Origin of the sequence: Anaeromyxobacter soli (assembly GCF_022808855.1) — a bacterium.
Taxonomy (GTDB): domain Bacteria; phylum Myxococcota; class Myxococcia; order Myxococcales; family Anaeromyxobacteraceae; genus Anaeromyxobacter; species Anaeromyxobacter soli.
Genome location: NZ_JAKZLF010000001.1, coordinates 166,266 through 190,484, shown reverse-complemented (window position 1 = coordinate 190,484; position 24,219 = coordinate 166,266). Strand labels below are relative to the sequence as shown.

Genomic DNA, 24,219 nt, shown 5'->3' with positions numbered 1-24,219 from the left:
GGGTATTCATGGCGCCGTCACGTGTTCCTCTCCCTCTCCAAGCTCCTCGACCTCGCGGTCGCGCCCCTCACCTGGAACCTGGTCCTGCTCCTCGGCGCGGCCCTCCTCCACCGCCGCCCGCGCGCGCCGTGGGCGCTCGGGCTCGCCGCGGTCGCAGTGCTCGTCGCGCCGTCGCTCGCGCCGGTGGCCAACGGGATCCAGCGCTTCGCGGAGGCGGGCGCCGAGCGCACCTTCCGCCCCGAGGTCGTCTACGACGCCGCCATCGTGCTCGCCGGGCAGGTGGACGCCGACGCGTCGCGGGAGAGCGGCGAGACCGAGCTCCAGGACGCGGTCGACCGCGTGCTGCGCGGGCTCGAGCTCTGGCGGGCGGGGCGGGTCCGGCACCTCCTCCTCTCCGGCAGTCCGGTCGAGCTGGCGCCGGGCGAGCCGTCCGAGGCGGAGCGGCTGCGCGACGCGCTCGTCCGGTGGGGCGTGCCCGCAGCGGCGATCGTGATCGACCCGCGCAGCCGCAACACGCGCGAGAACGCCATCGAGTCCGCGCGCCTCGTCGCGGCCCACGGGTTTCGCTCGCTCCTCCTCGTCACGAGCGCCGCGCACGTGCCTCGCGCGCTCGGCTGCTTCCGCGCCGTCGGCCTGTCACCGGACGTGTTGCCGGTCGACCGGCGGGCGGGGCGGGGCGGGAGCTGGCTGCCGCGGGCGGGCGCGCTCGCGCAGAGCACGAAGGCCCTGCACGAGCTCGCGGGGAGGGTGGTCTACCGCCTCGCCGGCTACAGCCGGTGAGGCGAGAGATCGCGCGCGCTACGCGACGCGGTCGGCGGCGACGCGTGCGGTGAGCGCGGGCGCGGCGCGCGAGGGGGCGAGCGAGGCGAGATCGCCGTGCGTGCGGGCGACGTGGATGTCGATCCAGCGCGGCAGCCAGGAGGTGAAGCGGACCTCCTGCAGCGCGACGAGGCCCCGCCGCGTGACGCTGTCCACGAGCTCGTCGAGGTCGGAGAGGAAGCGCTCGTGCTCGTGCGCGTGGCGCGCGAGGCTCCTCGCGCCGGCCTGGCGGAGCTTCGCCTCCTCCTCGATGAACTGGGCCTCGGCGGCGACCCGCAGCAGCTCGAGTCTCGTCACCGCCTCGTCCACGCGTCCGGCGCGCACGGTCTCTACGAGGCGATTGGTGCGGTGCAGGAGATCGCGCTGCTTCGCGTCGATCGAGTCGATCCCAACCGCGTGACCCGAGTGCCACTGAATCCACATGAGGCGCGCCTCCTGCCGTGGGAGCTCCGGTGCGTCGGAGCCGTGTTTCGAGTGGAAAGGTCTCGCGAATTACCACGTCGGCCCCATGCGGCGCGAGGCCGCACCCGAGATTTCTAGACATCGCGCTCGAACCGCCGTGTTCCCGCGGGTCTCGCGATCTAGACCGCAATACTCGGCAATGCGCTCGATTCGAGAGTCGGTAGAAGACCGCTCCGCTCGATCTCGGAGATCCTGGCGGGCGGCCGAGCGAGCGATCTGGGTGTAGCACGTACGGTGAACCACCTCCCTCGCCCGTTCATCACGGAGGGTGAGGTGCGCGGCTCACCGCAGTGGGTGCAGGTGGTCGACGACGCCGCGGCCCCGCCCGACGGCGTAGGACCGCCTGAGCCCCTCCGTCAGGTAGGCCTTCGCGGCGCGCACCGCGTCGAGCAGCCCGTCGCCGAGCGCCAGGCGCGCGCAGATCGCCGCGGAGAGGGTGCAGCCGGTGCCGTGCGTGTTCTCGGTCTCGACGCGCGCCGCAGGCAGCTCGATGATGTCCTCGCCGTCGAAGAGCACGTCGACCGGGTCGCCCTCGAGCGCCCCGCCCTTCACGAGCACGGCCCGCGCGCCGAGCGCGGCGAGGTCGCGCGCGGCGGCGCGCATGGCGCGGACGTCGCGAACCGGGCGCCCGAGCAGCGCGGCGGCCTCGTGCAGGTTCGGCGTGACGAGCGTCGCGCGCGGGAACAGGCGCTCGACGTAGGCGCGCTCGGCCGCCGCGTCGAGCAGCGCGTCGCCGCTCTTCGCGATCATGACCGGATCCACCACGAGCGGTCCCAGCGGCAGCCGCGCCGCCGCCTCGGCGACGGCCGCGATGATCCCCGCGTTCGCGAGCATTCCGGTCTTCGTCGCGGCGACCTGCATGTCGGTCGCGACCGCCTCGATCTGCGCCACCACCATGGCGGGCTCGAGCGCCACCCAGGCCGTGACGCCGATCGAGTTCTGCGCGGTGACGGCGGTGAGCGCCGAGGTGCCGTGGAGGCGGTGGGCTGCGAACGTGCGGAGGTCCGCCTGGACGCCGGCGCCGCCTCCGGAGTCGGAGCCGGCGATGGTGAGGGCCACCTTCATGGCGCGGCAACATAACCGAAAGCCCCCGCCCGGGCGGGCCCATGTCGGCGGCCCGCCCGCCCGCGGCCCACCGGGGGGCGGGGCCCGGGGTCCGGGCGCGCCTAACATGCAGCGGTGACGCGCCGCTTCCTCTGCCTGCACGGCCACTTCTACCAGCCGCCGCGCGAGAACCCCTGGATCGAGGCCATCGAGGTCCAGGACTCCGCCGAGCCGTTCCACGACTGGAACGAGCGGATCGCCGTCGAGTGCTACGCGCCGAACGGCGCGGCGCGCCTCAAGAGCGCGGAAGACCGCATCGTCGACATCGTCAACAACTACGTCCACCTGTCGTTCAACTTCGGCCCGACCCTGCTCGCGTGGCTCGAGCGCGAGCGGCCGGACGTTCACGCGCGCGTCGTCGAGGCGGATCAGAAGAGCGTCGATCGGCGCGCGCACGGGAACGCGCTCGCGCAGGGCTACAACCACGCGATCCTCCCGCTCGCGTCGCCGCGCGACCGGCGCACGCAGATCCGCTGGGGCATCGCCGACTTCCGCCGCCGCTTCGGGCGGGCGCCCGAGGGCTTCTGGCTGCCCGAGACCGCCGCGGACACGCCCACGCTCGAGGCGCTCGCGGAGGAGGGGATCCGCTACACCGTGCTCTCGCCCTACCAGGCGCGGCGCGTGCGTCCGCCGGGCGGCGAGTGGCTGGACGCGACGGACGCGCGCTTCGATCCCACCCGGCCCTATCGCGTGCGCGCGGGGCAGCGCGAGCTCGCCGTGTTCTTCTACGACGGGCACATCGCCCGCGACCTCGCCTTCGGCGACGCGCTCTCGTCCCCCGACGCCCTCATCCGCCGCCTCGAGGGCGGCTTCGATCCCGGCCGCGCGCACGACGAGATCCTCACCATCGCCTTCGACGGCGAGACGCTCGGCCACCACAAGAAGGGCGGGGACGAGGTCCTGGCGGCGGCGCTGCGCCTCCTCGGCCGGCGCGACGACCTCGAGCTCGTGAACCTGGGGCAGGCGCTCGACCGGATGGAGCCGGAGTGGGAGGCGGAGATCGCGGAGGGCTCGTCCTGGAGCTGCGCGCACGGGATCGAGCGGTGGCGCTCCGACTGCGGCTGCAACGCGGGGGCCGAGCCGGGCTGGACGCAGGCGTGGCGCGCGCCGCTGCTCGCCGCGCTCGAGACGCTGCGCGCAGCGCTCGGCGACGTGTTCGAGCGCGAGGCCGCGGCCCTGCTCACCGATCCCTGGGGCGCGCGCGACCGGTACGTCGAGGTCGTGCTCGATCCGGATCGGCGCGAGGCGGACGAGTTCCTGCGCCGCGAGGCGGGGCGGCCGCTCGGGGCCGACGAGACGGTGAAGGCGCTCCGCCTCCTGGAGATGCAGCGGCAGGCGCTCCTCATGTTCACGAGCTGCGGCTGGTTCTTCGCGGAGCTCTCCGGGATCGAGACGGTCCAGGTGATGAAGTACGCGGCGCGCGCGATCCAGCTGGTCCGCGACGCGTCCGGCGTGGACCTCGAGCCCGCGTTCGTCGAGGCGCTCGCGCGCGCCCCGTCCAACGTCCCCGCCCTCGGCGACGGGCGGCGGGTCTACGAGAGCCTCGTCCGCCCCAGCGTGGCGTCGCTCGAGGGCGTCGGGGCGCACCTCGCCATCGCGAGCACGGTGCGCGAGCTGCCTCCGGACGGTCAGCTGTTCTGCTTCCGCTACCGGCTCGACTCTGCGCGCCGGGCGCAGTCCGGGCCCGCGACGCTCGCCGTCGGGCGGATGCACCTCGAGAGCGTCATCACGCGAGAGGCCGTCGACGCGCTGTACTGCGTCGTCCACTTCGGCGCGGCGGACTTCCGCTGCGGGCTCGTGCCGTACCCGGGCGCCGAGGCGCAGGCGGAGGTCGAGCGGATCCTCTTCGCGCAGCTCGAGCGCATCTCCTTCGCCCGGCTCCTGCGCGAGGTGGATCGCGCGTTCCCGGGGCGCGACTACGCCCTGCGCGACCTGTTCCTCGACGAGCGCCGCCGCGTGGCGGGCGTGCTGCTCGAGGGGACGATGCGCCGGTACGAGGACGACTACCTGCGGGTGTTCGAGGACAACCGGCGGCTCATGGAGTTCCTGCGGGAGATCGACTCGCCGGTGCCGACGCCGCTCAGGGTCGCCGCGGACGTGACGCTCACCCGCCGCATCCTCGACGTCACGACCCGCGCGCGGGCGGGCGCGGTGAGCATCGAGGAGGGGATCGCCGAGCTCCTCGCGACCGTCCAGCTCGCCAGCGCGCTGGGCGCGCACTTCGACGTCGTGAGGGTTCGCCGCGAGGTCGAGGAGCTCGTGCGGACGCGCCTCGAGGCGCTCGTCGCGGGGCGCGGCGGTCCGGCGCGCGCAGACGAGCTCATCGCGATCCTCGAGCTCGCGCGGCGCGTCGGGCTCTGGCTCGACCTCTGGGAGCCGCAGAACCGCTTCTGGGAGTGGGCGGGCACGCGCGGGATCACGCTCGACCGGGAGCGGACCGCCCGGCTCGCGCGGCGGCTCTGGTTCGACGAGCGGACGCTCCTCCTCCGCGCCGGGTACGCCCCGCGCCGGACCGAGGCGCCGCCCGCGCTCCGCTGATCCCGCCGCGAGGCCGCTCGCGCCGGCGCCTGGGCGACCACATCGCCTCCGTCCGTCCCACCACGGCGAGCGTCGCGCTCGCGCCGCCCCCGTGTAGAATCCGCCGCCCGGCGACTCCTCGCCGGCGGCAGGAGGCACGAGGCGCATGACGAAGACGGAGCGGACGGTCGCGCTGTACGTGGCGGCGAGCATCACGGGTGCGCTCGCCCTCGCGCTCCTCCAGGCGATCGCGGGGGGCGTGCTCACCCGGGCGCTGGAGCTGTCCGAGGACTCGATCTGGCGCGGCCTCGGCGTGGCGCGGTTCGGCCTCTTCAAGCTCGGGCTCTTCTTCGCGGTGTTCGGCGTCCTCTGGCTCGTGCTGCGCGGCGAGAGCCTCGCGCGGCGCGTCGGCGCCGGGCTCCTCGCCACCGCCGTGCTCGGGTGGGTCGGGAAGGAGCTGGTGTTCGCGGATCGCGGTCTCGCCGCGCTCTACGTGCTGCTCGGCCTCGCGGCCACGCTCGCGTCCGCGTTCGAGGCCTGGCGCCGGTGGGCGGCGGCGGGTGTCCTCGGGCTCGTGGTCGCCGCGACGGCGCTCGCCTCGCAGGGCGACTCGCTCGTCGAGGGCCGGAACTTCTTCGCTGCGATCGTGGTGGGCGTGCTCTTCTGCGCGCCGGCGATCGCCTGGGTGGCCGCGACGGGCGAGGCGGTCGACCGCGCCGGCGTGGCGCTCGATCGCTGAGGCCCGCTCGCCCGGGACCAACCCACCGTTGATTCCCGGCGTCTTCGGGGAGACGATGCGCGGGCATGACGACGCTCGTCGCGCTGACCGCCGTGCTCCTCGCGTCCGGCCCCGTGCCGGCCGCGCCGATCGAGCCTCCCCCGCCCGCGCCACCGGCTTCTCCGGCGACGCGCGCACCGCCCGCCGTCGTGGTCCACGGCGGCGCGGGGAGCGCGCGCGTCCGGATGGACGCGACGGGAGCGTCCGCGCAGCGCGGCCTCGAGGTGCTGCGCGAGGGCGGCTCCGCGCTCGACGCGGCGATCGCGGCGGTGGTGCGGCTCGAGGACGACTGCCGGTTCAACGCGGGCACCGGCGCGAACCTCAGGATGGACGGGAAGACCGTGCAGATGGACGCGGCGGTGATGGACGGGGCGACGGGTGGGTTCGGGGCGGTGGCGGCCATCGAGCGGGTGAAGAACCCGGTGCTCGTCGCGCGCAAGGTGCTCGAGACGCCGCACCTCCTCATCGTGGGCGACGGCGCGACGCGGTTCGCCCGCGCCATGGGTTTCCGGGATCACGACCCCGTCTGCCCGGAGAGCCGCGCCCGCTACGAGCGGGTCCGCCGGATCCTGTCGGGCAAGGAGCAGGGGACGGTCCCGGCCTGGCGCCGTTACGACTGGCGCAAGGCGTGGAACTTCCCGGGGCCGATCCCGGCGGCGCTGAAGGAGGCGCTCGGGACGCCCGACACCGTCGGCGCGGTGGTGCGCGACGCGGAGGGCCGCTTCGCCGCCGCGATCAGCACCGGGGGCACGACGATCACCTTCGACGGGCGGGTCGGTGACGTCCCCATCTACGCGGCCGGCATCTACGCCGGCCCACACGGCGCCGTCGCGTGCACGGGCAACGGCGAGGACATCGTGAAGCGGCTCGTCGCGAAGACCGTCTACGACGATCTCGCGCGCGGGGCGCCCGCGCAGGAGGCGGTGGAGCGCGCGCTCGAGGCGTTTCCCCCCGAGGTGGACCTCGGGGTCGTCGCCCTGTCCGCGGACGGCGAGGGCGGCGGCTGCAACTACTCGGCGGAGCGGAAGGCGTTCGACCGTCGCTACCGCGAGAACATGGCCTGGAGCGTGGCCCGGTGAGCGCGTCCGCGCAGGCGAGGAACGCGCCGTCACGAAACCGTCACACTTCACGGCCTTTGCCTGGCGCGCCGCGCGGGTCTAGGCTGCGCGCCGTGCCGGGGGGCAAGTCTAGGGGAGACGTCATCGCGACGGCGCTCGCGAGGTGGATCGGGCCAGACACGGCCCGCGCCGTGGTGCGTACGTTCTCCGATCGCGTGCTCGGCCTGAGACCGGACGAGATCGGCCCCGCTGACGTGCCGCGGCTCCTCGAGTCGCTCCGCCCCATGCTGCGAACGCTGCTCGGGCAGGGGCCAGCGGAGCACGTCCTCGCCGAGCTCGAGGAGGCGCTCCGGTGAGCATGCGCTACGGATGGCTCGCCGCGATCCCCGTCGCGGGCGCCCTCGCGGTCGCCGCGCTCGCGCTGACGACCGGAAGGGAACCCGAGCTCTGGTTCGCGACCCAGCTCGTCACCCAGTCGCTCGCGACCGTCGGGTGCCTGGCCGCCGCCGCGGCGTTCGAGCGGCGTGACTTCATGTTCCGCGCCTGGCTCCTGTCGGCCGTGTCGTTCCTCCTGCCGGTGGTGAACAAGCTCACCACGGGCCCGCACGGCGACTGGCTCGTGGGCCCCGAGCCGGCCTGGCTTCAGGTCGGCTACATCCTCGCGGTGAACGTCGCCGCCGTCGGCAGCGCGCTCCTCTTCGTCGCCGCCTTCTTCCGCGCGGGGCTCGCGCTCACCGGCTCGCGGGTGCAGGGCGCGCTCGACGGCGCCGCGGTCTTCGTCGTGGGGCTCGGGCTGGGGATCCCCACCCTCCTGCGCGACGCCGCCGACGCGCTCGTCGCGGGCGGCGCCTCGCAGGCGTTCTTCGACGCGGTCTCGGTCGCGGGCGACGTCATCTGCTTCGTGCTGGTCGCGCCGCTGTTCCGGATCGCGCGGCAGTTCCGCGGCGGCGCGCTGCAGTGGCCCTGGGGGCTGCTCGCCGCCTCCAACCTGTGCTGGCTCTTCTACGACGCGGCGGCGACCGGCGCGCGGGTCGCGGGCTCGGACGCGCTTCACTCCGTGAGCGAGGTGGTGCTCGCGCTCGCGAGCCTCAGCGCGCTCTCGGCGGCGCTCGCCCACCGGCAGGTCGTCGCGGACTCCCGCCGCGCTCCCGCGCCCTCGCGCTCCGAGCCGTGACCGGGACGCGGGCGGGAGGCGCCCGTGTCACGGAGCGCACTTTCCTGATAGCGTAAGTCGCCCGATGACGCGCCCCGTTCACCCGGGCGTCGGAGGGGACCCGCCGCCTTCCCAGAACGGCGTCGTCCTCGGCCGCGCCGTCGCCTTCTTCGTCGCGTACCTCCTCCTCTGCAGAGCGGGGGACGCCTTCTCGGCCTACCCGGGCGCGTTCGCGACCTACTGGCCGCCGGTCGGGCTGCTCGCGGGTGCCCTCCTCCTGGGCGGTCGCGGTCGCGAGCGGCTCGCGCTCGCCGGCGCCGCGATCGCGGCCGAGATCGTCGCGAGCGGCGCGACCGGCCGCAGCGCCGCCCTCGTCACCGTCAACGTCGTGGTGGACCTCCTCGACGCCGCCCTCGCGGCGGCGCTCGTGTCGAGGCTCGCCGGACCGCGGCGGCCGACGGCCAGCGTGCGCGGCGTCGCCGCCCTCGTGCTGCTCGGGGCGCTCGCTGCGCCGCTCGCGCCGTCCGCGCTGGGCGCGGCGAGCGCCATGGCGCACTACGGCTGGTCGGGGACGGTGCAGTTCCTCCACGTGTGGCGGGCCTGGTGGACGGGCGACGCGCTCGGGATCCTGGTGTTCGCGCCGCTCGTCGTGTCCTGGATGCCCGGCCGGCGGCGGCTGCGCCCGCTCGCCCTCTCGCGCGCGGTCGAGGCCGCCGTCGTGGCCGCAGCGCTGGGCGGGTCGGCGGTGCTCGTCTTCGCGGGCGGCACGCGGCTCGAGCGGAGCTACCTCCTCCTGCCGCCGCTCGTCTGGGCGGGCTCGCGCTTCGGCGTGCGAGGCGCGTCGGCCGGCGCGGCGATCGTGTCGCTCGTCGGCGCCGGGCTCACCTCCCGGACGCGCTTCCTCGATCCGAGCACCACGATCACGGCGGCGGACGTGCAGGTGCAGCTGCTCGTGTTCATCGCGGTGGCGACCGCCCTCGTGCTCGGCGCAGCGCTCGCGGAGCGAGAGCGCACGCTCTCCGCGCTCGCGGAGAGCGAGGCCCGCTTCGACGCGTTCCTGCGCCACACCCCGGCCGTCATCTTCATCAAGGATGCCCAGGGCCGGGTCGTGACCGGGAACCCGAGCTTCGCCCGGGCGCACGGCCTCGGACTGGACGAGCTCCAGGGCAGGTCGGCCGCGGAGATGTTTTCACCGACCGTCGCGCAGCGGGTGGCGGCCGTGGACCGGGCCGTCCTCGAGAACGGGGAGATCGGGCGCGAGGAGATGGAGCTGTCCGGTCGCTCCTTCGTGGCGCTCAAGTTCCGCATGCCTCGCGGCGAGGAGGCTCCGCTGCTCGGCGGGGTGGCGCTCGACGTGACGGACCTCCGCCGCGCCGAGCGTGCCTTGCGCCTCGCGCAGACGGCGCTCGAGCGCGGCTACGCCCCCGTTCTCATCCTCGATCCGGGGGGCCGCATCACCTACGCGAACGACGCGGCGCAGCGGCTCTTCGGGCGCGGGGCCGCGGAGCTCGTAGGCCGTGCGGTGTGGGACGTGGACGGCGGCTTCGCCGAGGCGGGCTGGCCGGCGCGCTGGGAGGAGATCCGGACGCACGGCGCGGCGGTGCTCGACGGGACGGTCCGCCGGCCGGAGGGCCGCGCCGACGCGGAGGTGGGCCTCTCGCACCTCGCCTTCGACGGCGCGGAGTACGCCATCTACACCGCCCGCGACCTCACGGACCGGCGCCGCGCCGAGGCGGCCGAGCGGCTCGCGGCGGTGGGGACGCTCGCCGCGGGGATGGCGCACGAGATCAACAACCCGCTCACCTTCGTCTCTGCGAACCTCGGCTGCGCGCGCGAGGCCCTCGGGGCGCGCGCGGGCGAGCCGGAGGTGTCCGAGGCGCTCCAGGCGCTCGACGACGCCGCGGAGGGGACGCGACGCATCGCGCGCATCATCCGCGATCTCGGGATCGTCTCCCGCTCGCGGCGGGACGGCCGCCGGCCGATCGACGTGCGCGACGAGATCGCGGGGGCCGCGAAGCTCGCCGAGCACGAGATCCGCCACCGCGCGCGCCTCGTGCTGCGGCTCGATCCGGTGCCGCCGGTCCTCGCGTCCGAGTTCCAGGTGGGTCAGGTGGTGCTGAATCTGCTCGTCAACGCCGCGCACGCGATCCCGGAGGGCGACGCCGCCGCGAACGAGATCCGCGTGACCTGCCGCGCCGGTCCCGGCGGGGAGGCCGTCCTGGAGGTCTCGGACACCGGCGCCGGCATCCCGGCGGAGCTGGGGCGACGGGTGTTCGAGCCGTTCTTCACGACGAAGCCGCCGGGCCAGGGCACCGGGCTCGGCCTCTCCGTCTGCCACGGGATCGTGACCGGGCTCGGCGGGAGGATCGAGCTCGAGAGCGAGCCGGGCAGGGGGGCCCTGTTCCGGGTCGTCCTCCCGGGGGCATCGGAGGCCCGCCCCCCCGAGCCGTCCTCCCCGTCCGCCGGGCACGCCGAGCGCGCGCGCATCCTCGTCGTGGACGACGAGCCGCTCATCGGGAGCACAGTCCGGCGGGTCCTCGCCGGTCACGACGTGGACTGCATGACCGACGCACGCGCCGCCCTCGCGCGCCTCGCGGGCGGCGAGCGCTTCGACGTGGTCCTGTGCGATCTGATGATGCCGGACCTCACCGGCATGGATCTCCACGAGGCGCTGGCGCGCGCGGCGCCCGACGCGGCCACTCGGATGGTGTTCATCACAGGGGGCGCGTTCACGGACCGGGCCCGGCGCTTCCTCGAGGCGAGCGGGCTGCCGCGAGTCGAGAAGCCGTTCGCGCCCGCGGTCCTCCGCGAGGTGGTGGGCGCGCTGCTCGCCCGCGAGCAGGTCCGCCGCGCCGGGTGACCCGCCGCCGGCCCGCGGCGGAAAGGCTCGCGCGGCTCGGGGCGCGGCGGCATGGGTGAGGGTGGGATGGAGCCGATCGTCACGTTTCGTGAAGTGGCCCGGGAGTACCGCACCGCGGGCGGGGCGGTGCTCCGCGCCCTGCGGGGCGTGTCCGGGGAGGTGCCCGCCGGCCGGATCGTGGCGGTCACCGGCCGGAGCGGCTCCGGGAAGTCCACGCTGCTCCACCTCGCCGCCGGCATCGACGCTCCCACCTCGGGCGAGGTCGTCCTGCTCGGCCGGCCGCTCGCTGCGCTGTCCGATCGCGAGCGGACTCGGCTCCGGCGCGACCACGTCGGGCTCGTGTTCCAGTTCTTCCACCTCTTGCCCCACCTCTCGGTGGAGGAGAACGTGCTCGTGCCCGCGCTCGTCGCGGGGGATCCGCTCCGCGAGGCCGCGGCCCGTGCCCGCGGCCTGCTCGCGCGCGTGGGCCTCGAGGCCCGCGCCGGGGACGCGGTCCAGAAGCTCTCCGGCGGGGAGATGCAGCGCGTCGCGCTCTGCCGGGCGCTGCTCCGGCGGCCGCGCCTCCTCCTCGCGGACGAGCCCACGGGGAACCTCGACGAGGAGAGCGGCGAGCGCGTCATGGAGCTCCTGCTCGGGCTCGCCCGCGGCGAGGGGAGCGCCGTGCTCTTCGCGACGCACAGCCGCGAGCTCGCCGCCCGCGCCGACGAGACCTGGACCCTCCACTCCGGCCTCAGGGAGCCCTGAGCCATGAGGCGCTACCTCGTGCGCGCCGTCGGGAAGGAGCTGCGCGCCGCGCGCGCGCTGTTCCTCCTCGCCGTCGCCGGGGTGGCCCTGGGCGTCGGCTCGGTGCTCTCCATCCAGCTCCTCAACCGGAGCGCCCTCGGGGCGTTCGCCGGGTCCGTGCGCGCGGTCTCCGGGGAGGCGGACCTCTCCGTGCTGGGCTGGGCGGGGTTCCTCGACGAGCGGCTCCTCGACGAGGTGCTCGCCGTCCCGGGCGTCGCAGCCGCCATCCCGCTCTGGCGCGCGGAGGCGGCGGTGGACGGCCGCGCGGACGCGAGCCTCGAGCTCGTCGGCGCGGATCTCCTCCAGGCCGCAGTGCGGGCCCCGTGGCGGCTCCCCGAGGGGGAGCTCGGCGAGGCGCTCACGCGGAGGGGTTGGGTGGCCGTCACGCCCGCCCTCGCCGCGGAGCTGGGCTGGCGCGTGGGCGACCGGATCCCGGTGTCGCTCGGCTCGAGGCGCGCGACGCTCGTCGTCGGCGCCCTGGTGGACCTGCAGCGCATCGCGCCGCTCGCCAGCCGGCGGCTCGCGGTGATGGACCTCGCCCAGGCCCAGGCGCTCCTCGGCGAGCGCGGGAGGATCCACCAGCTCGACGTGCGCGCCGCGGAGGGGGTCGCGCCGGAGGCGCTCCGCGCGAGGCTCGAGGCCCGCCTCGGCGGGCGCGCCCGGGTGCTCACGCCCGAGCAGCGCACCGCGGAGGCCGAGGGGCTCCTCGCCGCGTTCCGCCTGAACCTCACGGCCCTCTCGCTCGTCTCGCTCCTCGTGGGCGGCTTCCTCGTCTACGCCTCGGTGCGGGCCTCGCTCGCGCGCCGGCGCGAGGAGCTCGGCGTCCTGCGCGCCGTGGGCGCGACCCGCGCGCAGGTCCTCCGGCTCGTGCTCGCCGAGGCGGCGCTCCTCGGCGTCGCGGGCACCGCGGCGGGCATCCCGCTCGGCTGGCTCGCAGCGCGCGCGAACGTGGCGGCCGTGAGCGGCACCATCCGCAGCCTGTACCTGCTCGAGGGGATCGAGGCCGTGACCGTCGGCCCCGGCCTCGTCCTGCTCGCGGTCGCGACCGGCGTCGCGGGCGCGGTGGCGGGTGCGCTCGGGCCGGCGCTCGACGCGAGCCGGGAGGATCCGCGCGCGCTCCTCGCCTCGATCACGCTCGAGGAGCGGGTGCGCGCCCGCTCCGGCCGCACGCTCGCCGCCGGGCTCGCCGCGCTCGCCGCGGGCGCGGCGGCGCACCTCGCGCTCCGGGGCCGCTGGCCGCCCTCCGCGTTCGTGCTCGCGCTCGGGGTCCTCGTCGCCGTCCCGCTCGCCGCGCCGGCCGCCATCCGGCTCCTCGGCCGCGCCGGGCGGCCCCAGCGGCTCGGGGTCGCGTACGGCGCGCGCACGCTCGGGGCGAGGCTCGGCTCCTCGGCCGTCGCGGCGGGGGCGCTCGCGGTCGCGGTGGCGATGCTCGCCGGGGTCACCGTCATGGTCGGCAGCTTCCGCGGCTCCGTGGAGCGCTGGCTCGACGCGACCCTCCGGGCGGACGTGTTCGTCACGACGCCGTCGTGGCGGCGCGCGCGCAGCGACGCGACGCTCGCGCCGGAGGTGGTCGCGCGGCTCCGGCAGGCGCCGGGGCTCGTCGCGGTCGATCTCCTCCGCCAGGTGCAGGTCCAGGCGGCCGGCAGGCGCATCTCGCTCTCCGGGATCGACGGCGCGCTGCCCGGCGGCGAGCGGCGCTTCGCGCTCCTCGCGGGAGACCCCGCCGCGGTGATGGCGGCGCTGCGGAGGGGCGCCGCGCTCGTCTCCGAGCCGCTCGCGCGGAAGGCCGGCCTCGCGCCCGGGTCGCGGCTCGCGGTGCGCGGCCCCGAGGGCGAGATCGCGCTGCCCGTCGCGGGGGTGTACCGCGACTACGGCACCGAGGGGGGCGCCGCGCTCGTGGACCTCTCCACCTTCGCGCGCCTGTTCGGGCCCGGCGCCCCGTCGAACGCCGCGCTGTACCTCGCTCCCGGCGCGGATGCCGAGGCGACCGTCCTCCGGCTCCGCGCGGCGCTGCGGGACCACGCGCTCCAGATCCGCTCCAACCGGACGCTCCGCGCGGAGGTGCTCGCGCTCTTCGAGCAGACGTTCGCCGTGACCCGGCTCCTCCAGGTGATGGGGCTCGTCATCGCGGCCGCCGGGGTGACGCTCTCGCTCCTGGTTCTCGCCCGCGAGCGGCGCGGCGAGCTCGCCCTGTACCGCGCCCTCGGCGCCACGCGTCCGCAGCTCTTCACGGTGTTCCTCGGACGCGGCCTCGGCATCGGCGTCGTCGGCCTCGCGCTCGGCGCGGCCGGCGGCGCCGCGCTCGCGCTCGTGCTCGTCGAGGTGGTGAACCCTGCGTTCTTCGGGTGGAGCATCGCCCTCCACCCTCCCTGGGCCGCGCTCGCAGGGCAGGCCCTCGCGATCCTCGCCGCCGCCGCCGCGGCGAGCCTCTACCCGGCGCTCACGGCGAGCCGCACCCCGGCGGCGGAGCTCTCTCGCGATGCGCTCTAGCCCCCTCGCCGCGCTCCTCGCCGTCGCGCTGGCCGGCGCGCCGGGGTGGCGTCCGGCGGATCCCGCGCATCGCTGGGAGCTGCCCCGCGATCACCACGCGCACCCGGACCACCGGAACGAGTGGTGGTACTTCACGGGGACGCTCGCCGTCGTGGACGCTCCGGCGCGCCGGCTCGGCTACCAGCTCACCTTCTTCCGAGCCGGGCTCTCCCCGGACCCGCCCGCGCTCGACTCCGCCTGGGCGGCGAGCCAGGCGGTGATGGGCCACGCGGCGGTGACCGACCTGCGCTCCGGGAAGCACGTCTTCTCGGAGGTGCTCTGGCGCGCCGCGCCGCTCCTCGGCGGCTTCGGCGCGCCGTCCGATCCCGTCCTGGCCTGGGCGCGCGCGCCCGCGGGCACTCCGGGGCGCTGGACGCTGCGGCTCGAGGACGGCGCGTTCCACCTCGCCATGCGCGACGACGCGCGCGGCATCGCCTTGGACCTCGTCGCCCGCCCGTCGAAGCCCCTCGTCCTGCAGGGGCCGAACGGCTACAGCCGCAAGGCGGCGCAGGAGGGCTACGCGAGCCTCTACGCCTCGTACACGCGGCTCGCGACCGAGGGGACGGTGACGGTGGGCGCGGAGACGCTGCGCGTGCGCGGCGAGAGCTGGATGGATCAGGAGGTCGGCTCGTCGCAGCTCGCCCCCGCGCAGGTCGGCTGGGACTGGTTCAGCCTCCGGCTCGCGGACGGGCGCGACCTCATGCTGTACGTCCTCAGGCGCGCGGACGGGAGCGTGGACTGGCGGAACGGGACGCTCGTCGCGCCCGGCGGCGCGTCGCGCGTGCTCGCGCCGGAGGAGTGGAGCGTCACCGCGCTCTCGACCTGGCGGAGCCCGCGCGGAGTGACGTACCCGGCCGGCTGGCGGATCGAGGTGCCGCGCGAGGGGCTCCGGCTCGTCGCGGCGCCGGAGGTCGCCGGGGCGGAGAACCGCTCCGCGCTGGCCGGCGGCATCTCGTACTGGGAGGGGCCGGTCCGGCTCACGGGCGCGGACGGGCGCGCGGCGGGCGAGGGGTACGTCGAGCTCACCGGCTACGGCGAGGGTACGCGGCCGCCGCTCTGAACGTCCACGGAGGGTTGCCGCACGCCCCGGCGACGGCTGGCGCGTCGTCGCAGGCGGCTCGCCTCGTCGGCGGGTCGCGGAGCCGGGCGGAACCCCAGAGGGCGCCGCGCCGGGGGGCGACGCCCCGGTTACCGTCCAGGGATATGGCGCAGCCGGACGAACTCGCCACCACGGGCGCCCTCGCCGCAGCCGGCGCCGCCGCCATCGCGGCGAGCTTCGAGGCATATCAGGACGAGCGGGTGCGCATCACCGCCCGGGCGCGCGGCCGGTTCGAGGCGAAGGACTGGGCCGGCGGCCAGGCCGACGCGCGTGAGCGGCTGGATCTCCGCGATCGGCTCGTGAACGCCTGCGTCGGCACGGTGCGCGCCGAGCTCGGCGCGGCGGCGCACGATCACCCCCTCTGGCGGAGCATGAAGGAGCTCTACGAGGCGCGGGTGGCGGCGCGGCCGGACCGGGAGATCGCGCAGTCGTTCTTCAACTCCGTCACCCGGCGTGTGTTCGTCACGGTGGGCGTGGATCCCGCCATCGAGTTCCTGGCGGCCGACGGTCCGGCGGTCCGCGAGGGCGGCGTGCCCGTTCATCGGAGCTTCCGGCGCGAGGTCACGACCGAGGCGCTCCTCCGCACCGTCCTCCGCGCCTACGCCTTCGCGGTCCCCTACGAGGACCTCGAGCGCGACGTGCGCATCGCGGCGGTCGAGCTCGACGCGCACCTGCGCGAGCTCGACGACGGCCAGCCGATCGAGACGGTCGAGCTGGTGACGTCGGTCTTCTACCGCGGGAAGGGCGCCTACCTCGTCGGGCGGCTCCGGCGCGGGCGGTTCACGACCCCGCTCGTCCTGGCCCTGGTCCATGGCGCGGGCGGCGTGGTCCTCGACGCCATCCTCCTCACCGCCGAGGACGTCTCGATCGTGTTCAGCTTCACGCGCTCGTACTTCCACGTGGAGGTGGAGCGACCGCGCGAGCTGGTGGCGTTCCTCTCCACGCTCATCCCGCAGAAGCGGGTGTCGGAGCTCTACATCGCGCTCGGCTTCAACAAGCACGGCAAGACCGAGCTGTACCGGGAGATCGCGCGCCACATCGCCGCCACCGGCGAGTCGTTCGTGCCGGCGCGCGGCGACAAGGGGCTCGTGATGAGCGTGTTCACGATCCCGGGGCTCGACGTCGTCTTCAAGGTCATCAAGGACGAGTTCAAGCCGCCCAAGCAGACGACGCGCCGCGAGGTCATGGACAAGTACCGGCACGTCTTCCGCCACGACCGCGCCGGCCGGCTGGTGGACGCGCAGGAGTACGAGCACCTCGCGTTCCCGGCGGACCGCTTCTCGCCCGAGGTGCTGCGCGAGCTCCGGGAGGAGTGCGCCGGGAGCGTGGAGATCGGGCCGCGCGAGGTCGCCGTGCGGCACCTCTACGTGGAGCGGCGCGTGACGCCGCTCAACCTGTTCATCCGCGAGGCGGACGAGTGGACCGCGCGGCAGGCGGTGCTCGACTTCGGCCGCGCGCTCAAGGATCTCTCCGCGACGAACACCTTCCCGGGCGACCTGCTCCTCAAGAACTTCGGCGTGACGCGGCACGGGCGCGTGATCTTCTACGACTACGACGAGCTCACGCGGGTCACGGACTGCGTGTTCCGCGACCTGCCCACCGCCTCGGGCGACGACGAGGAGACGAGCGGGGAGCCCTGGTTCTACGTGGGGGAGAACGACATCTTCCCCGAGGAGCTGCTCCCCTTCCTCGGCCTGACCGGGCGGCTGCGCGAGGTCTTCCTCCACGCGCACGGGGACCTGCTCACCGGGCGCTACTGGCGCGGCATCCAGGAGCGGATCCGGGAGGGGGAGATCGTGGACATCTACCCGTACCGCGAGGAGCAGCGGCTCGTGCACGGATATGCCTAGCCGTGCTCAGTCCGCGGCGGTCCGCTCCGTCTGTCGCGTCGCCAGGATGGCGCGATCGATCGCGTCGCCCGTGCAGAACCAGGAGAAGAGCCCGCCGGCGCGCCGCGCCGACTCGAGCGCGGGGAGCGCCGCCGGGTCGCGCAGCTCGCCGAGGAGCTCCGCCGCCGCGCGGCGCGAGCCGCAGCTCTGGGCGCCGGCGAGGAGCTTCCGGGCGTTCTCGCGGAGCGCCGCGTCCTCGCGCAGCGCCGGGCGGGCGGCGAGCGCGACGCGGTAGCGCCGCAGGCACTCACCGCTCGCGCCGCGGGCGCACGCGACGTCGCCGCGGAGCTTCTCGACGAGCGGATCGCCCGGCCGGCTCCTCGCGGCCTGGTCGACCCGGGCGCGCGCGTCCGCGAGCCGGCCGCTCCTCAGGAGCGATGCGACGTCGCCTGCGAGCGCCGCCTCGCTCCGGGGCAGGTACAGCGCCGCGAGCGCGAGGGCGGGGAGGGCGAGGAGCGTGAGGCGCCGTGGAGAGGCGACGAAAGCGCGAGCGAGGCCCGGCGCCCGGGTGAGCGCGACGAGGATGGCGGGCGGGAAGGGGCGATGGGCGGGGGTCGGAGATGGGGTCGGGGTCGCGGTCGCGGTCAGGGTCGGGGTCGGGGTCAGGGTCGGGGTCGGGGTCAGGGTCGGGGTCGGGGTCAGGGTCGGGGTCGGGGTCCGGGTCGCAGTCGCGGTCGCGGTCGCGGTCGCGGTCGAGGTCGAGGTCGAGGTGTGCAGCCCCGTCGTCTGCGCGGCCGCAGCCGCCGCCGGGAGCGAGGCCGCGCTCGCGGTCGGCTCCCCGAGCCTCGCGCTGCCCAGCACGACGCGGAGCTCCTCGGCGAGCTGCGCCGCGGTCGTCCGTCTCCACGCGCGCCGGGAGAGCCCGCGGGTGACCGCCGCGGCGAGCCCGGCGGGAAGATCGGGGCGAAGCACGGCGAGCGGGACCGGCTCCTCGTGGAGCACGCGGCGGATGGCCTCGAGCGGCGTCTCGGCCGGGAAGGGCGGACGACGGGTGAGCAGCGCGTAGATCATCGCGGCGAGCGCGAACGCGTCTCCGCCGCGGGACGGCGCGCCGCCGCGGAGGAGCTCGGGGGCTGCGAAGCCGAGGGCGGAGGCGGCGGCGGGATCGGCGGGATCGGGGTGGAACGGCAGCTCGGCGTCGACGAGCGTCACGGACCCGTCCGCCGCGACGACGACGTTGCCCGGGTGCAACCGACCGTGCACGCGGCCGCGCCCGTGCAGAACGAGGACGGCGCGGGCGAGCGCGCCGGCGAGGTCGAGAGCCGCGGCGACCGGCGGCGGGGCGGCGAGCACCTCGGTGAGCGTCCGGCCCGGCACGAACGGGCGGAGGAGGTGTGCGGCGCCCTCGTGCTCCAGCACGGCCGCCGAGGCGCCGGCGCAGGCGCGCGCCCGGCGCTCGAGCTCTCCTCGTCCGACGCCCGCCCGGCGGAGCACGGCGAGCGTCCCGGCCGCCTCCGCCCGCACGAGCAGCGTCCGGCCGGGGCGGAGCACCGAGACGAGGGCGTGGCCGGGCATGGGCAGGGTTCGCGCCGCCGCGCCCCCGCTCGCCGTGATCGCCTCGCGCGCCGGAGTCATGGCCGGCCGCTCAGGGGAAGAGCAGCGACGCGGTGAGCGCCGCCTCGAGCCGCGTGTACACGTCCGCCACCCGCTCCGCGCGCGCCTCGCCGCCGACCCGGAGCCGCTGGCCGACGCGCTGCGCGAACGCGAGCCGGGCGTCGCCGCCGGCGCGGACTCCACCTCCCGCGCCGCCCACGACCTGCAGCGCGGGCCCGGCGTCGAGCGAGAGCCAGCCGCGCGCGCCCGCCTCGCGGGTCACGGACAGGCGTGGCGAGGCCGAGACGAAGAGCGGCGGCGAGAACACGCCCGGAGCGGCGTCCAGCGGGTCGCTCGTCGCGGAGAGATCGCGGGCGTGGTGGAGGGCGTCCGCGGAGACGCCCGCCGCGATCGCGAACCCGCGGGCTCGCGTGAGCGCCCGATCGACGCGGGCGCCCAGGCCCGCCGCGAAGACCGGCGAGATCCGCTCGGCGGAGATGGATCCCGCGCGCGCGGTGAGCTCGACCCGCGTGGCGCTGCCGCCTGCCAGGCGAAGCTCCACGAGGTTGTCGCTCGCCGCCCCCACGCGCGCGTCGCCGGCGCCCTCGCCGGCGTAGGCGCGGAAGGAGTCGAGGCGCGAGGCGCGCCGGAGCTCCAGCGAGGCCCGCCGGTCCTCGGTGGCGCGCTGGAGGGCCACGCCGCCCGACAGTCCGGCGGCCCCGCGGCGCACGCCGTCGAGCGCGCCCCGCAGCTCGAGCCGCGTCCCCGGCGACGGGCGCCACTCGCCCTGCACCCTCACGTCGGCCCCCGAGGCCTCGGCGCCCGCCTCCCCGCGCGCGACGGCGAACCCCGCCTCGACGGCGCTCGAGGTGAATGGCGTCGGCTCCGCGGCGCCGGACACGAAGGCGCCCACCCGCGAGAGCCTCGCGCCGCCCGGCTGCGCGAGCACCCGCGCGCCGCCGCCCGCGGCCGGCTCGCGCCCCACGCGGAGCGAGCGCTCCAGCGCGGCGACGTCCGGGCGCGCCGGGCCGTACCGCTCGGCGAGCTCCCCGTGCGCGAGGGCGCGGTCGGCGTCGCCGTTCCAGGCGAAGGCGTGCGCGAGGCCGCGGTGCGCCTCCGCGTCGTTCGGCGCCTCGGCGAGCACGGTCTCGTAGACCGCGATGGCGTCCTTGCTCGTCTCCCGGCGCGCACCGAGGACCCGAGCGAGGCCGACCCGGGCGCGCCGCGAGCGCGGCCGCTCGCGCAGGACCGCCTCGTACTCGCGGCGGGCGGCGTCGGCCGAGGCGGGATCGGCAGCGAGCACCTCGGCGTACTCGAGCCTCGTCTCGGGGGAGGGCCGGAGCGCGAGCGCGCGCGCGTACTCGCCGCGCGCCTCGTCGCGCCGCCCCGCGCGGGCGAGCGCGCGGGCGCGGCCGAGCCGCAGATCGGGATCGTCGGGGTGGCGCTCGAGGAGCGCCGCGTAGCGCCCGGCCGCCTCTCCCGCCCGGCGCGGATCCTCGGCCGTGATCCGGGCGAGCTCGCGCGCGGCGCGCTCGTCCCCGGGGCTCGCGGCGAGGCGTCGCTCGAGCTCGCGCACGGCCTCGTCGCGGTGGCGGCGATCCCAGAGCAGGAGCTTCAGCCACTCGTCGCGCAGCGCCGCGTCCTCCGGCGCGCCCGAGAGGAGCGTCCGGTACTCCGCGAGCGCCTCGTCGAGGGTGGCGCGGTCGCGCCCCAGGAGCCGCGCGAGCTCGTGGCGGCGCGCGGGATCGTCCCGGCGGCCGAGGCCCATGCGCAGGTACCTCACCGCGTCCTTCGAGCGGTACGCGTACCGGGACCACTGCAGCAGGCGGGCTTGCTCGAACGCGAGCTGCCAGTCGTCGGGGAAGCGCGCGAGGTGGCGATCGAGCTCGGCGACGGCGCGGTCCGTCTCGCCGTTCTGGAGCAGCGCCCTGCACAGCTCGTGGGAGGCCTCGCGGCTGTTCGGGTTCAGCTCGAGCGCCTTGCGCCACGCCTCGATGGCGGCGCCGTAGTTCGCGATCTGCATGTTCGCGCGGCCGCGCGACAGGTACCAGGACTCGGCGAGGCCGGCGCGCGCCGCGGGCGCGAGGGCGAGCGCGGCCGCGATGATCGCGGTGCGGATCGAGGGGCTCATGCTGGATCTCTCTCGGGTCTTTGCGAGGGCTCTCTAGGCGGCAAGGTATTCATGCGCCTCGCCGCCCGGGAGCGGGGCGGGCAGGAAGGCGAGCCCCGCGCGCCACAGCCCCGGGAGCACCCGGCGTGCGTGCGCGACGCGCACCCAGCGCACGCCATCGCGCAGCACGACGGGCAGGGCTTCCGCCGGCGGTCTCCCGAGGAAGAGCGCGCCGAGCCCCCCCGGCGAGGTGTCGAGCACGACGCCCCGGACGCGCCGGGAGGCCCCCACCCACGCGAGCCCGCGCAGCGTCCCGCGGCGGGGCGCCAGGCGACGGCGCGCGCGGAGCGGCAGGAACGCGCGGACGATCCCGGCGAGGAGCTGGAGCGCCATCGCGACCTGGCTGCGGGTGCGCCCGTCGTGGGCGCCCGCGAACGCCTCCTCGGCGGAGAAGGCGATCCGCACGAGCGCGCGGCGCGACTCCGCGGGGAGCCCCTCGAACGCGAGGCCGGCCCGGGCCGTCCCCTGCACCTCCTCGCGCCAGGCGACGCGGGCGCGCACTCGCAGCGGCTCGGGCGTCACGAACGAGAGCTCGACCTCGGCGGGCAGGGTCGCGCCCGCGGGCAGCCGGAGCGCCGCGCCGGTGAGGGAGAGGTCCACCGTCTCCGCGGAGAGCGCGAGCCCCGGCGCCTCGACGCGCACGGGCACGCGCCGCCGCACGCGCTCGTCCTCGCGGCGCTGCGGCCGCTCCCACGCGACGAGGAGCGCCGCGAGCACGGCGGCGAGGTTCGCGCCGGCCCAGAACAGGTTGAACGCGTACGCCTCGACCTCGATCCCGAACGCCAGGAGCTCGAACGCACCCTTCCCGAGCGCGACCGCGGCGAGCGCCGCGGCAGCGATCGTGAGCCGCGAGGAGGACGCGTCGAACCGGCGGCGGTCCGACACGATCCCCTTGGGCGTCACCTTGAACCCGAGGCTCTTCGGCAGGAGCAGGTCGAGGGTCGCCCGGGCGAGCGGGAAGGCCACCGCGGCCTCGTAGACGGTCCCCCACAGCAGCCGGGGCCAGCCGGGGAGGAGCGCGTTCGCGGCGAGCGTGGAGAGCAGGAGGTGGGGGACGAGGTACGCGAGGAGGACGGGGAGGTCCGCGAAGAGCGGGTGGAGGTGGAAGAGCAGGTACCAGAGCGGCGTCAGGAAGAAGGCGACCCGCGCCAGCGGGAAGAAGAAGTACCAGAGCGAGGCGAAGTAGCCGACGCGGTGGCGGAGCGGGAGGCCGCGCTCGAGGAGCGGGTTGTCCTTGAAGAAGATCTGCAGGCACCCCAGCATCCAGCGGCGCCGCTGCACGAGGTAGCTCTGCACGTTCTCGGCGGAGAGCCCGACGGCGAGGTCCTCGTCCACGAACGCCGAGCGCCAGCCACGCGCGTGCAGCTTCTGGCTCGTGTGGATGTCCTCGGTGATGGAGAGCAGGTTGAAGCCGCCCACCGAGGCGATGGCGGCGCGGCGGAACACGGCGCCCGAGCCCACGAAGAACGCGCCCCCCCAGCGATCGCGGCCCGCCTGGATGGCGTGGTTGAAGAGGTCCGCCTCGTTCGGCACGGCGGGGCCCGTCCCGAACGCGCGCTGGAAGACGTCGGGGTTGTAGAAGTGGTGGGGCGTCTGGACGACGCCCATGCGCGCGTCGCGGAAGTGCGGGACCGTGCGCTCGAGGAACGCGGCGCTCGGCACGTGGTCGGTGTCGAACACCACGACGAGCTCTCCCGCCGTGAGCGAGAGCGCGTTGTTGAGGTTCCCCGCCTTGGCGTGCCGCTTCGGCCCGGCGATGTACCGCGCGCCGTGCTCGGCGGCGAGCCGCGCGACCGACTCGCGGTGCGAGTCGTCGCAGACGTGGACGGTCATCCTCGAGTAGCGCATGGCCATGCAGGCGGCGAGCGTCTTGTCGAGGATCTCGAGCGACTCGGAGTAGATGGGGACGAACACGTCCACGGACGGTGCGTTCTCGCCCGGCGCGAGCGCCGCGGGCGCCTCGCGCCGGCGCCGCGAGACGCCGACCTGCACGACGAGGAGGAGGACGGTCGAGAACGCGTACGCCTCCGCGGCGAGGAGCGACAGGCTGATGACCGGCCCGAGCGGCTCGACGAAGTTGAGCGTCTCGCGGGCGCGCCAGCCCAGGTAGCGCGCGGAGAGGGCGACCGCGAGCGCGACGAGCCCCGCGCGAGCCCAGGTGAACCGCCTCGCGAGCGGCGCGAGCGCGAGGGCCGCGAGCACCGGCAGGAGCGGGAAGCGCTCCTCGAACGGGCTCCAGTCGATCCCGAGCAGGAACGCGAGCGGCTCGTCGAAGCGGCGCGTGACGCCGAGCTCGAGCGCGCGCCCGAGCCAGAGCCAGTTGTGCAGGTAGTAAGGGGTCTCCTCGCCCGCGAGCGCCCGCTCGAAGATCGAGTCGAGCTTCCCCTCGCGCAGCCCGGCGGCGAGCGCCGGGTCCTCCACCGCCGCGAGGGCCGCGACGGAGGCCATGTGCGGCTGGCCGTCGAGCTCCGACAGCGCGCGGCCGCCGGGGGTGTAGCGATCGCGGAGCCGCCCCTCGGCGCGGAGGGCCTCGCGCGGGAAGGCGAGCATGCGGGCGCGCAGGTCCGCCTCGCCGCGCCTCCCGAACCAGCGCGCGTCGAGCGCGACGCGCCAGAAGATCGGGACTGCGTCGTAGCCGAAGACCTGGGGCGCGCCGCCCCCGGGCTTCTCGAGGAGCAGGGCGCCGGACCGCGGATCCACCCAGATCCGCTCGGGCGGCAGCACGAGCCCCTTGTCGAAGTAGAGGAAGCGGAGGACCTCGTAGCTCCCGCGCACGAGCTCCTTCCACGGGTGGGCCGGATCGACCTCGGCGAAGACCTCGTAGGCGTAGGGGGCGAGGTAGGCGACGTGGATGGTGGGGTAGCGCTCGCGCGGCGCCCAGTTCCCGCCGGTGGGCAGGAACCTCCCGCCTGCCTGGATCACCTCGCGCGCCCAGACGTCCGCGAGGAGGCGCCTCGCCTCCTCGAGGTAGCGCGCCTCGCCGAACCGGCGCGACGCCAGCACGAGCGCGAGGGCGCTGTCCTGATCCGCGTCGGTCGCGGCGTTCCGATCCTGGACGCCGTCCTTCCACTTCCAGGCGAGGAGCCGGTCGTCGCGGACCTGGAGGTTCTCGCGCGTCCAGCGCCACACCTCGTCGAAGGTGGCGCGATCGCCGGCCCACACGGCGCGGAGGAGCGCGTACGACTGGCCCTCGGAGGTCGTGATGCCGCCCTCGTCGCGCTCCACGACGCGGCCGCGCTCCACGTGCGCGTAGCGATAGAAGCTCCACAGGGCGGAGAGCTCGTCGCGCTCGCGCGCCCGGGCGTCGCGCGCGCGGCCCGCGTCGCCGTGGCCGCAGGCGAGGAGGGCGGAGAGGGGGAGGAGGAGGATCCAGGCGAGGTCCCGCATGCGCCCACGGAGGGTGGGGGCGGGCGATCGTCCGAGGAAGCACCCGCCCGGATCACGGGCGAGCGAGGCGCCGAACGG

Annotated in this window: 16 protein-coding genes; 11 read left to right on the top strand and 5 right to left on the bottom strand. The window is 75.9% G+C overall.

The window, feature by feature from the left end:
• Positions 1–21 precede the first annotated feature (21 nt).
• Positions 22–780 (top strand): YdcF family protein, encoded by a 759-nt coding sequence (locus MLV88_RS00735; RefSeq protein WP_242356542.1) that lies wholly within the window; start codon positions 22–24, stop codon positions 778–780.
• 18 nt (positions 781–798) lie between these two features.
• Here the strand turns inward: MLV88_RS00735 and MLV88_RS00730 are convergent, their stop codons facing one another.
• Both MLV88_RS00730 and thiD read right to left on the bottom strand, forming a co-directional pair.
• On the bottom strand, positions 799–1,242 hold the full coding sequence (locus tag MLV88_RS00730; protein WP_242340715.1) for a bacteriohemerythrin: 444 nt from the start codon (positions 1,240–1,242) through the stop codon (positions 799–801).
• Between the two features lie 321 nt (positions 1,243–1,563).
• On the bottom strand, positions 1,564–2,346 hold the full coding sequence (gene thiD / locus MLV88_RS00725) for a bifunctional hydroxymethylpyrimidine kinase/phosphomethylpyrimidine kinase (protein ID WP_242356540.1): 783 nt from the start codon (positions 2,344–2,346) through the stop codon (positions 1,564–1,566).
• Positions 2,347–2,460: 114 nt separating this feature from the next.
• On the opposite strand from thiD, the gene MLV88_RS00720 reads away from it, so the two are divergent.
• The 10 genes from MLV88_RS00720 to aceK all read left to right on the top strand — a co-directional run bounded on the left by MLV88_RS00720 (position 2,461) and on the right by aceK (position 17,012).
• A complete protein-coding gene (locus MLV88_RS00720; protein ID WP_243336563.1) occupies positions 2,461–4,923 on the top strand; it encodes a DUF3536 domain-containing protein in 2,463 nt (820 codons plus the stop codon).
• Positions 4,924–5,068: 145 nt separating this feature from the next.
• Positions 5,069–5,641, top strand: a complete 573-nt coding sequence (locus MLV88_RS00715) for a hypothetical protein (protein WP_243336561.1) — start codon at positions 5,069–5,071, stop codon at positions 5,639–5,641.
• Between the two features lie 65 nt (positions 5,642–5,706).
• Positions 5,707–6,759 carry an isoaspartyl peptidase/L-asparaginase gene (locus tag MLV88_RS00710; RefSeq protein WP_242360861.1) on the top strand — a complete coding sequence of 351 codons (1,053 nt, stop codon included), beginning with the start codon at positions 5,707–5,709 and terminating at the stop codon, positions 6,757–6,759.
• Positions 6,760–6,851: 92 nt separating this feature from the next.
• Positions 6,852–7,094 carry a hypothetical protein gene (locus tag MLV88_RS00705; protein WP_242356534.1) on the top strand — a complete coding sequence of 81 codons (243 nt, stop codon included), beginning with the start codon at positions 6,852–6,854 and terminating at the stop codon, positions 7,092–7,094.
• A complete protein-coding gene (locus MLV88_RS00700) occupies positions 7,091–7,912 on the top strand; it encodes a hypothetical protein (protein ID WP_242356532.1) in 822 nt (273 codons plus the stop codon). The genes MLV88_RS00705 and MLV88_RS00700 overlap by 4 nt, the downstream gene beginning before the upstream one ends.
• A gap of 64 nt (positions 7,913–7,976) precedes the next feature.
• Positions 7,977–10,751 carry an MASE1 domain-containing protein gene (locus MLV88_RS00695; protein WP_242356530.1) on the top strand — a complete coding sequence of 925 codons (2,775 nt, stop codon included), beginning with the start codon at positions 7,977–7,979 and terminating at the stop codon, positions 10,749–10,751.
• 66 nt (positions 10,752–10,817) lie between these two features.
• Positions 10,818–11,495 carry an ABC transporter ATP-binding protein gene (locus tag MLV88_RS00690; RefSeq protein ID WP_242356528.1) on the top strand — a complete coding sequence of 226 codons (678 nt, stop codon included), beginning with the start codon at positions 10,818–10,820 and terminating at the stop codon, positions 11,493–11,495.
• Between the two features lie 3 nt (positions 11,496–11,498).
• Entirely contained in the window at positions 11,499–14,024 is a 2,526-nt protein-coding gene (locus tag MLV88_RS00685) for an FtsX-like permease family protein (RefSeq protein WP_242360865.1), read from the top strand.
• Positions 14,014–15,123: a lipocalin-like domain-containing protein gene (locus MLV88_RS00680; protein WP_242341056.1), complete on the top strand. Its 1,110-nt coding sequence runs from the start codon at positions 14,014–14,016 to the stop codon at positions 15,121–15,123. The genes MLV88_RS00685 and MLV88_RS00680 overlap by 11 nt, the downstream gene beginning before the upstream one ends.
• Positions 15,124–15,266: 143 nt before the next feature.
• Positions 15,267–17,012 carry a bifunctional isocitrate dehydrogenase kinase/phosphatase gene (gene aceK, locus MLV88_RS00675; protein WP_242341055.1) on the top strand — a complete coding sequence of 582 codons (1,746 nt, stop codon included), beginning with the start codon at positions 15,267–15,269 and terminating at the stop codon, positions 17,010–17,012.
• 6 nt (positions 17,013–17,018) lie between these two features.
• On the opposite strand, the gene MLV88_RS00670 is transcribed toward aceK, so the two are convergent.
• Genes MLV88_RS00670 through MLV88_RS00660 form a run of 3 tightly spaced genes read right to left on the bottom strand, consistent with a single transcriptional unit; the run spans position 17,019 to position 24,141 of the window.
• Entirely contained in the window at positions 17,019–18,626 is a 1,608-nt protein-coding gene (locus tag MLV88_RS00670; protein WP_242352535.1) for a protein kinase domain-containing protein, read from the bottom strand.
• Positions 18,627–18,636: 10 nt separating this feature from the next.
• Positions 18,637–20,715, bottom strand: a complete 2,079-nt coding sequence (locus MLV88_RS00665) for a tetratricopeptide repeat protein (RefSeq protein ID WP_242341053.1) — start codon at positions 20,713–20,715, stop codon at positions 18,637–18,639.
• 33 nt (positions 20,716–20,748) lie between these two features.
• Positions 20,749–24,141 carry a glycosyl hydrolase family 8 gene (locus MLV88_RS00660; protein ID WP_242352533.1) on the bottom strand — a complete coding sequence of 1,131 codons (3,393 nt, stop codon included), beginning with the start codon at positions 24,139–24,141 and terminating at the stop codon, positions 20,749–20,751.
• Positions 24,142–24,219: the final 78 nt, after the last annotated feature.

Coding starts and splice junctions, on each gene's coding strand:
- MLV88_RS00730 (WP_242340715.1), bottom strand. CDS start 1,242: ATGTGGATTCAGTGGCACTCGGGTCACGCGGTTGGGATCGACTCGATC.
- thiD (WP_242356540.1), bottom strand. CDS start 2,346: ATGAAGGTGGCCCTCACCATCGCCGGCTCCGACTCCGGAGGCGGCGCC.
- MLV88_RS00715 (WP_243336561.1), top strand. CDS start 5,069: ATGACGAAGACGGAGCGGACGGTCGCGCTGTACGTGGCGGCGAGCATC.
- MLV88_RS00710 (WP_242360861.1), top strand. CDS start 5,707: ATGACGACGCTCGTCGCGCTGACCGCCGTGCTCCTCGCGTCCGGCCCC.
- MLV88_RS00695 (WP_242356530.1), top strand. CDS start 7,977: ATGACGCGCCCCGTTCACCCGGGCGTCGGAGGGGACCCGCCGCCTTCC.
- MLV88_RS00690 (WP_242356528.1), top strand. CDS start 10,818: ATGGAGCCGATCGTCACGTTTCGTGAAGTGGCCCGGGAGTACCGCACC.
- MLV88_RS00685 (WP_242360865.1), top strand. CDS start 11,499: ATGAGGCGCTACCTCGTGCGCGCCGTCGGGAAGGAGCTGCGCGCCGCG.
- MLV88_RS00680 (WP_242341056.1), top strand. CDS start 14,014: ATGCGCTCTAGCCCCCTCGCCGCGCTCCTCGCCGTCGCGCTGGCCGGC.
- aceK (WP_242341055.1), top strand. CDS start 15,267: ATGGCGCAGCCGGACGAACTCGCCACCACGGGCGCCCTCGCCGCAGCC.
- MLV88_RS00670 (WP_242352535.1), bottom strand. CDS start 18,626: ATGACTCCGGCGCGCGAGGCGATCACGGCGAGCGGGGGCGCGGCGGCG.
- MLV88_RS00665 (WP_242341053.1), bottom strand. CDS start 20,715: ATGAGCCCCTCGATCCGCACCGCGATCATCGCGGCCGCGCTCGCCCTC.
- MLV88_RS00660 (WP_242352533.1), bottom strand. CDS start 24,141: ATGCGGGACCTCGCCTGGATCCTCCTCCTCCCCCTCTCCGCCCTCCTC.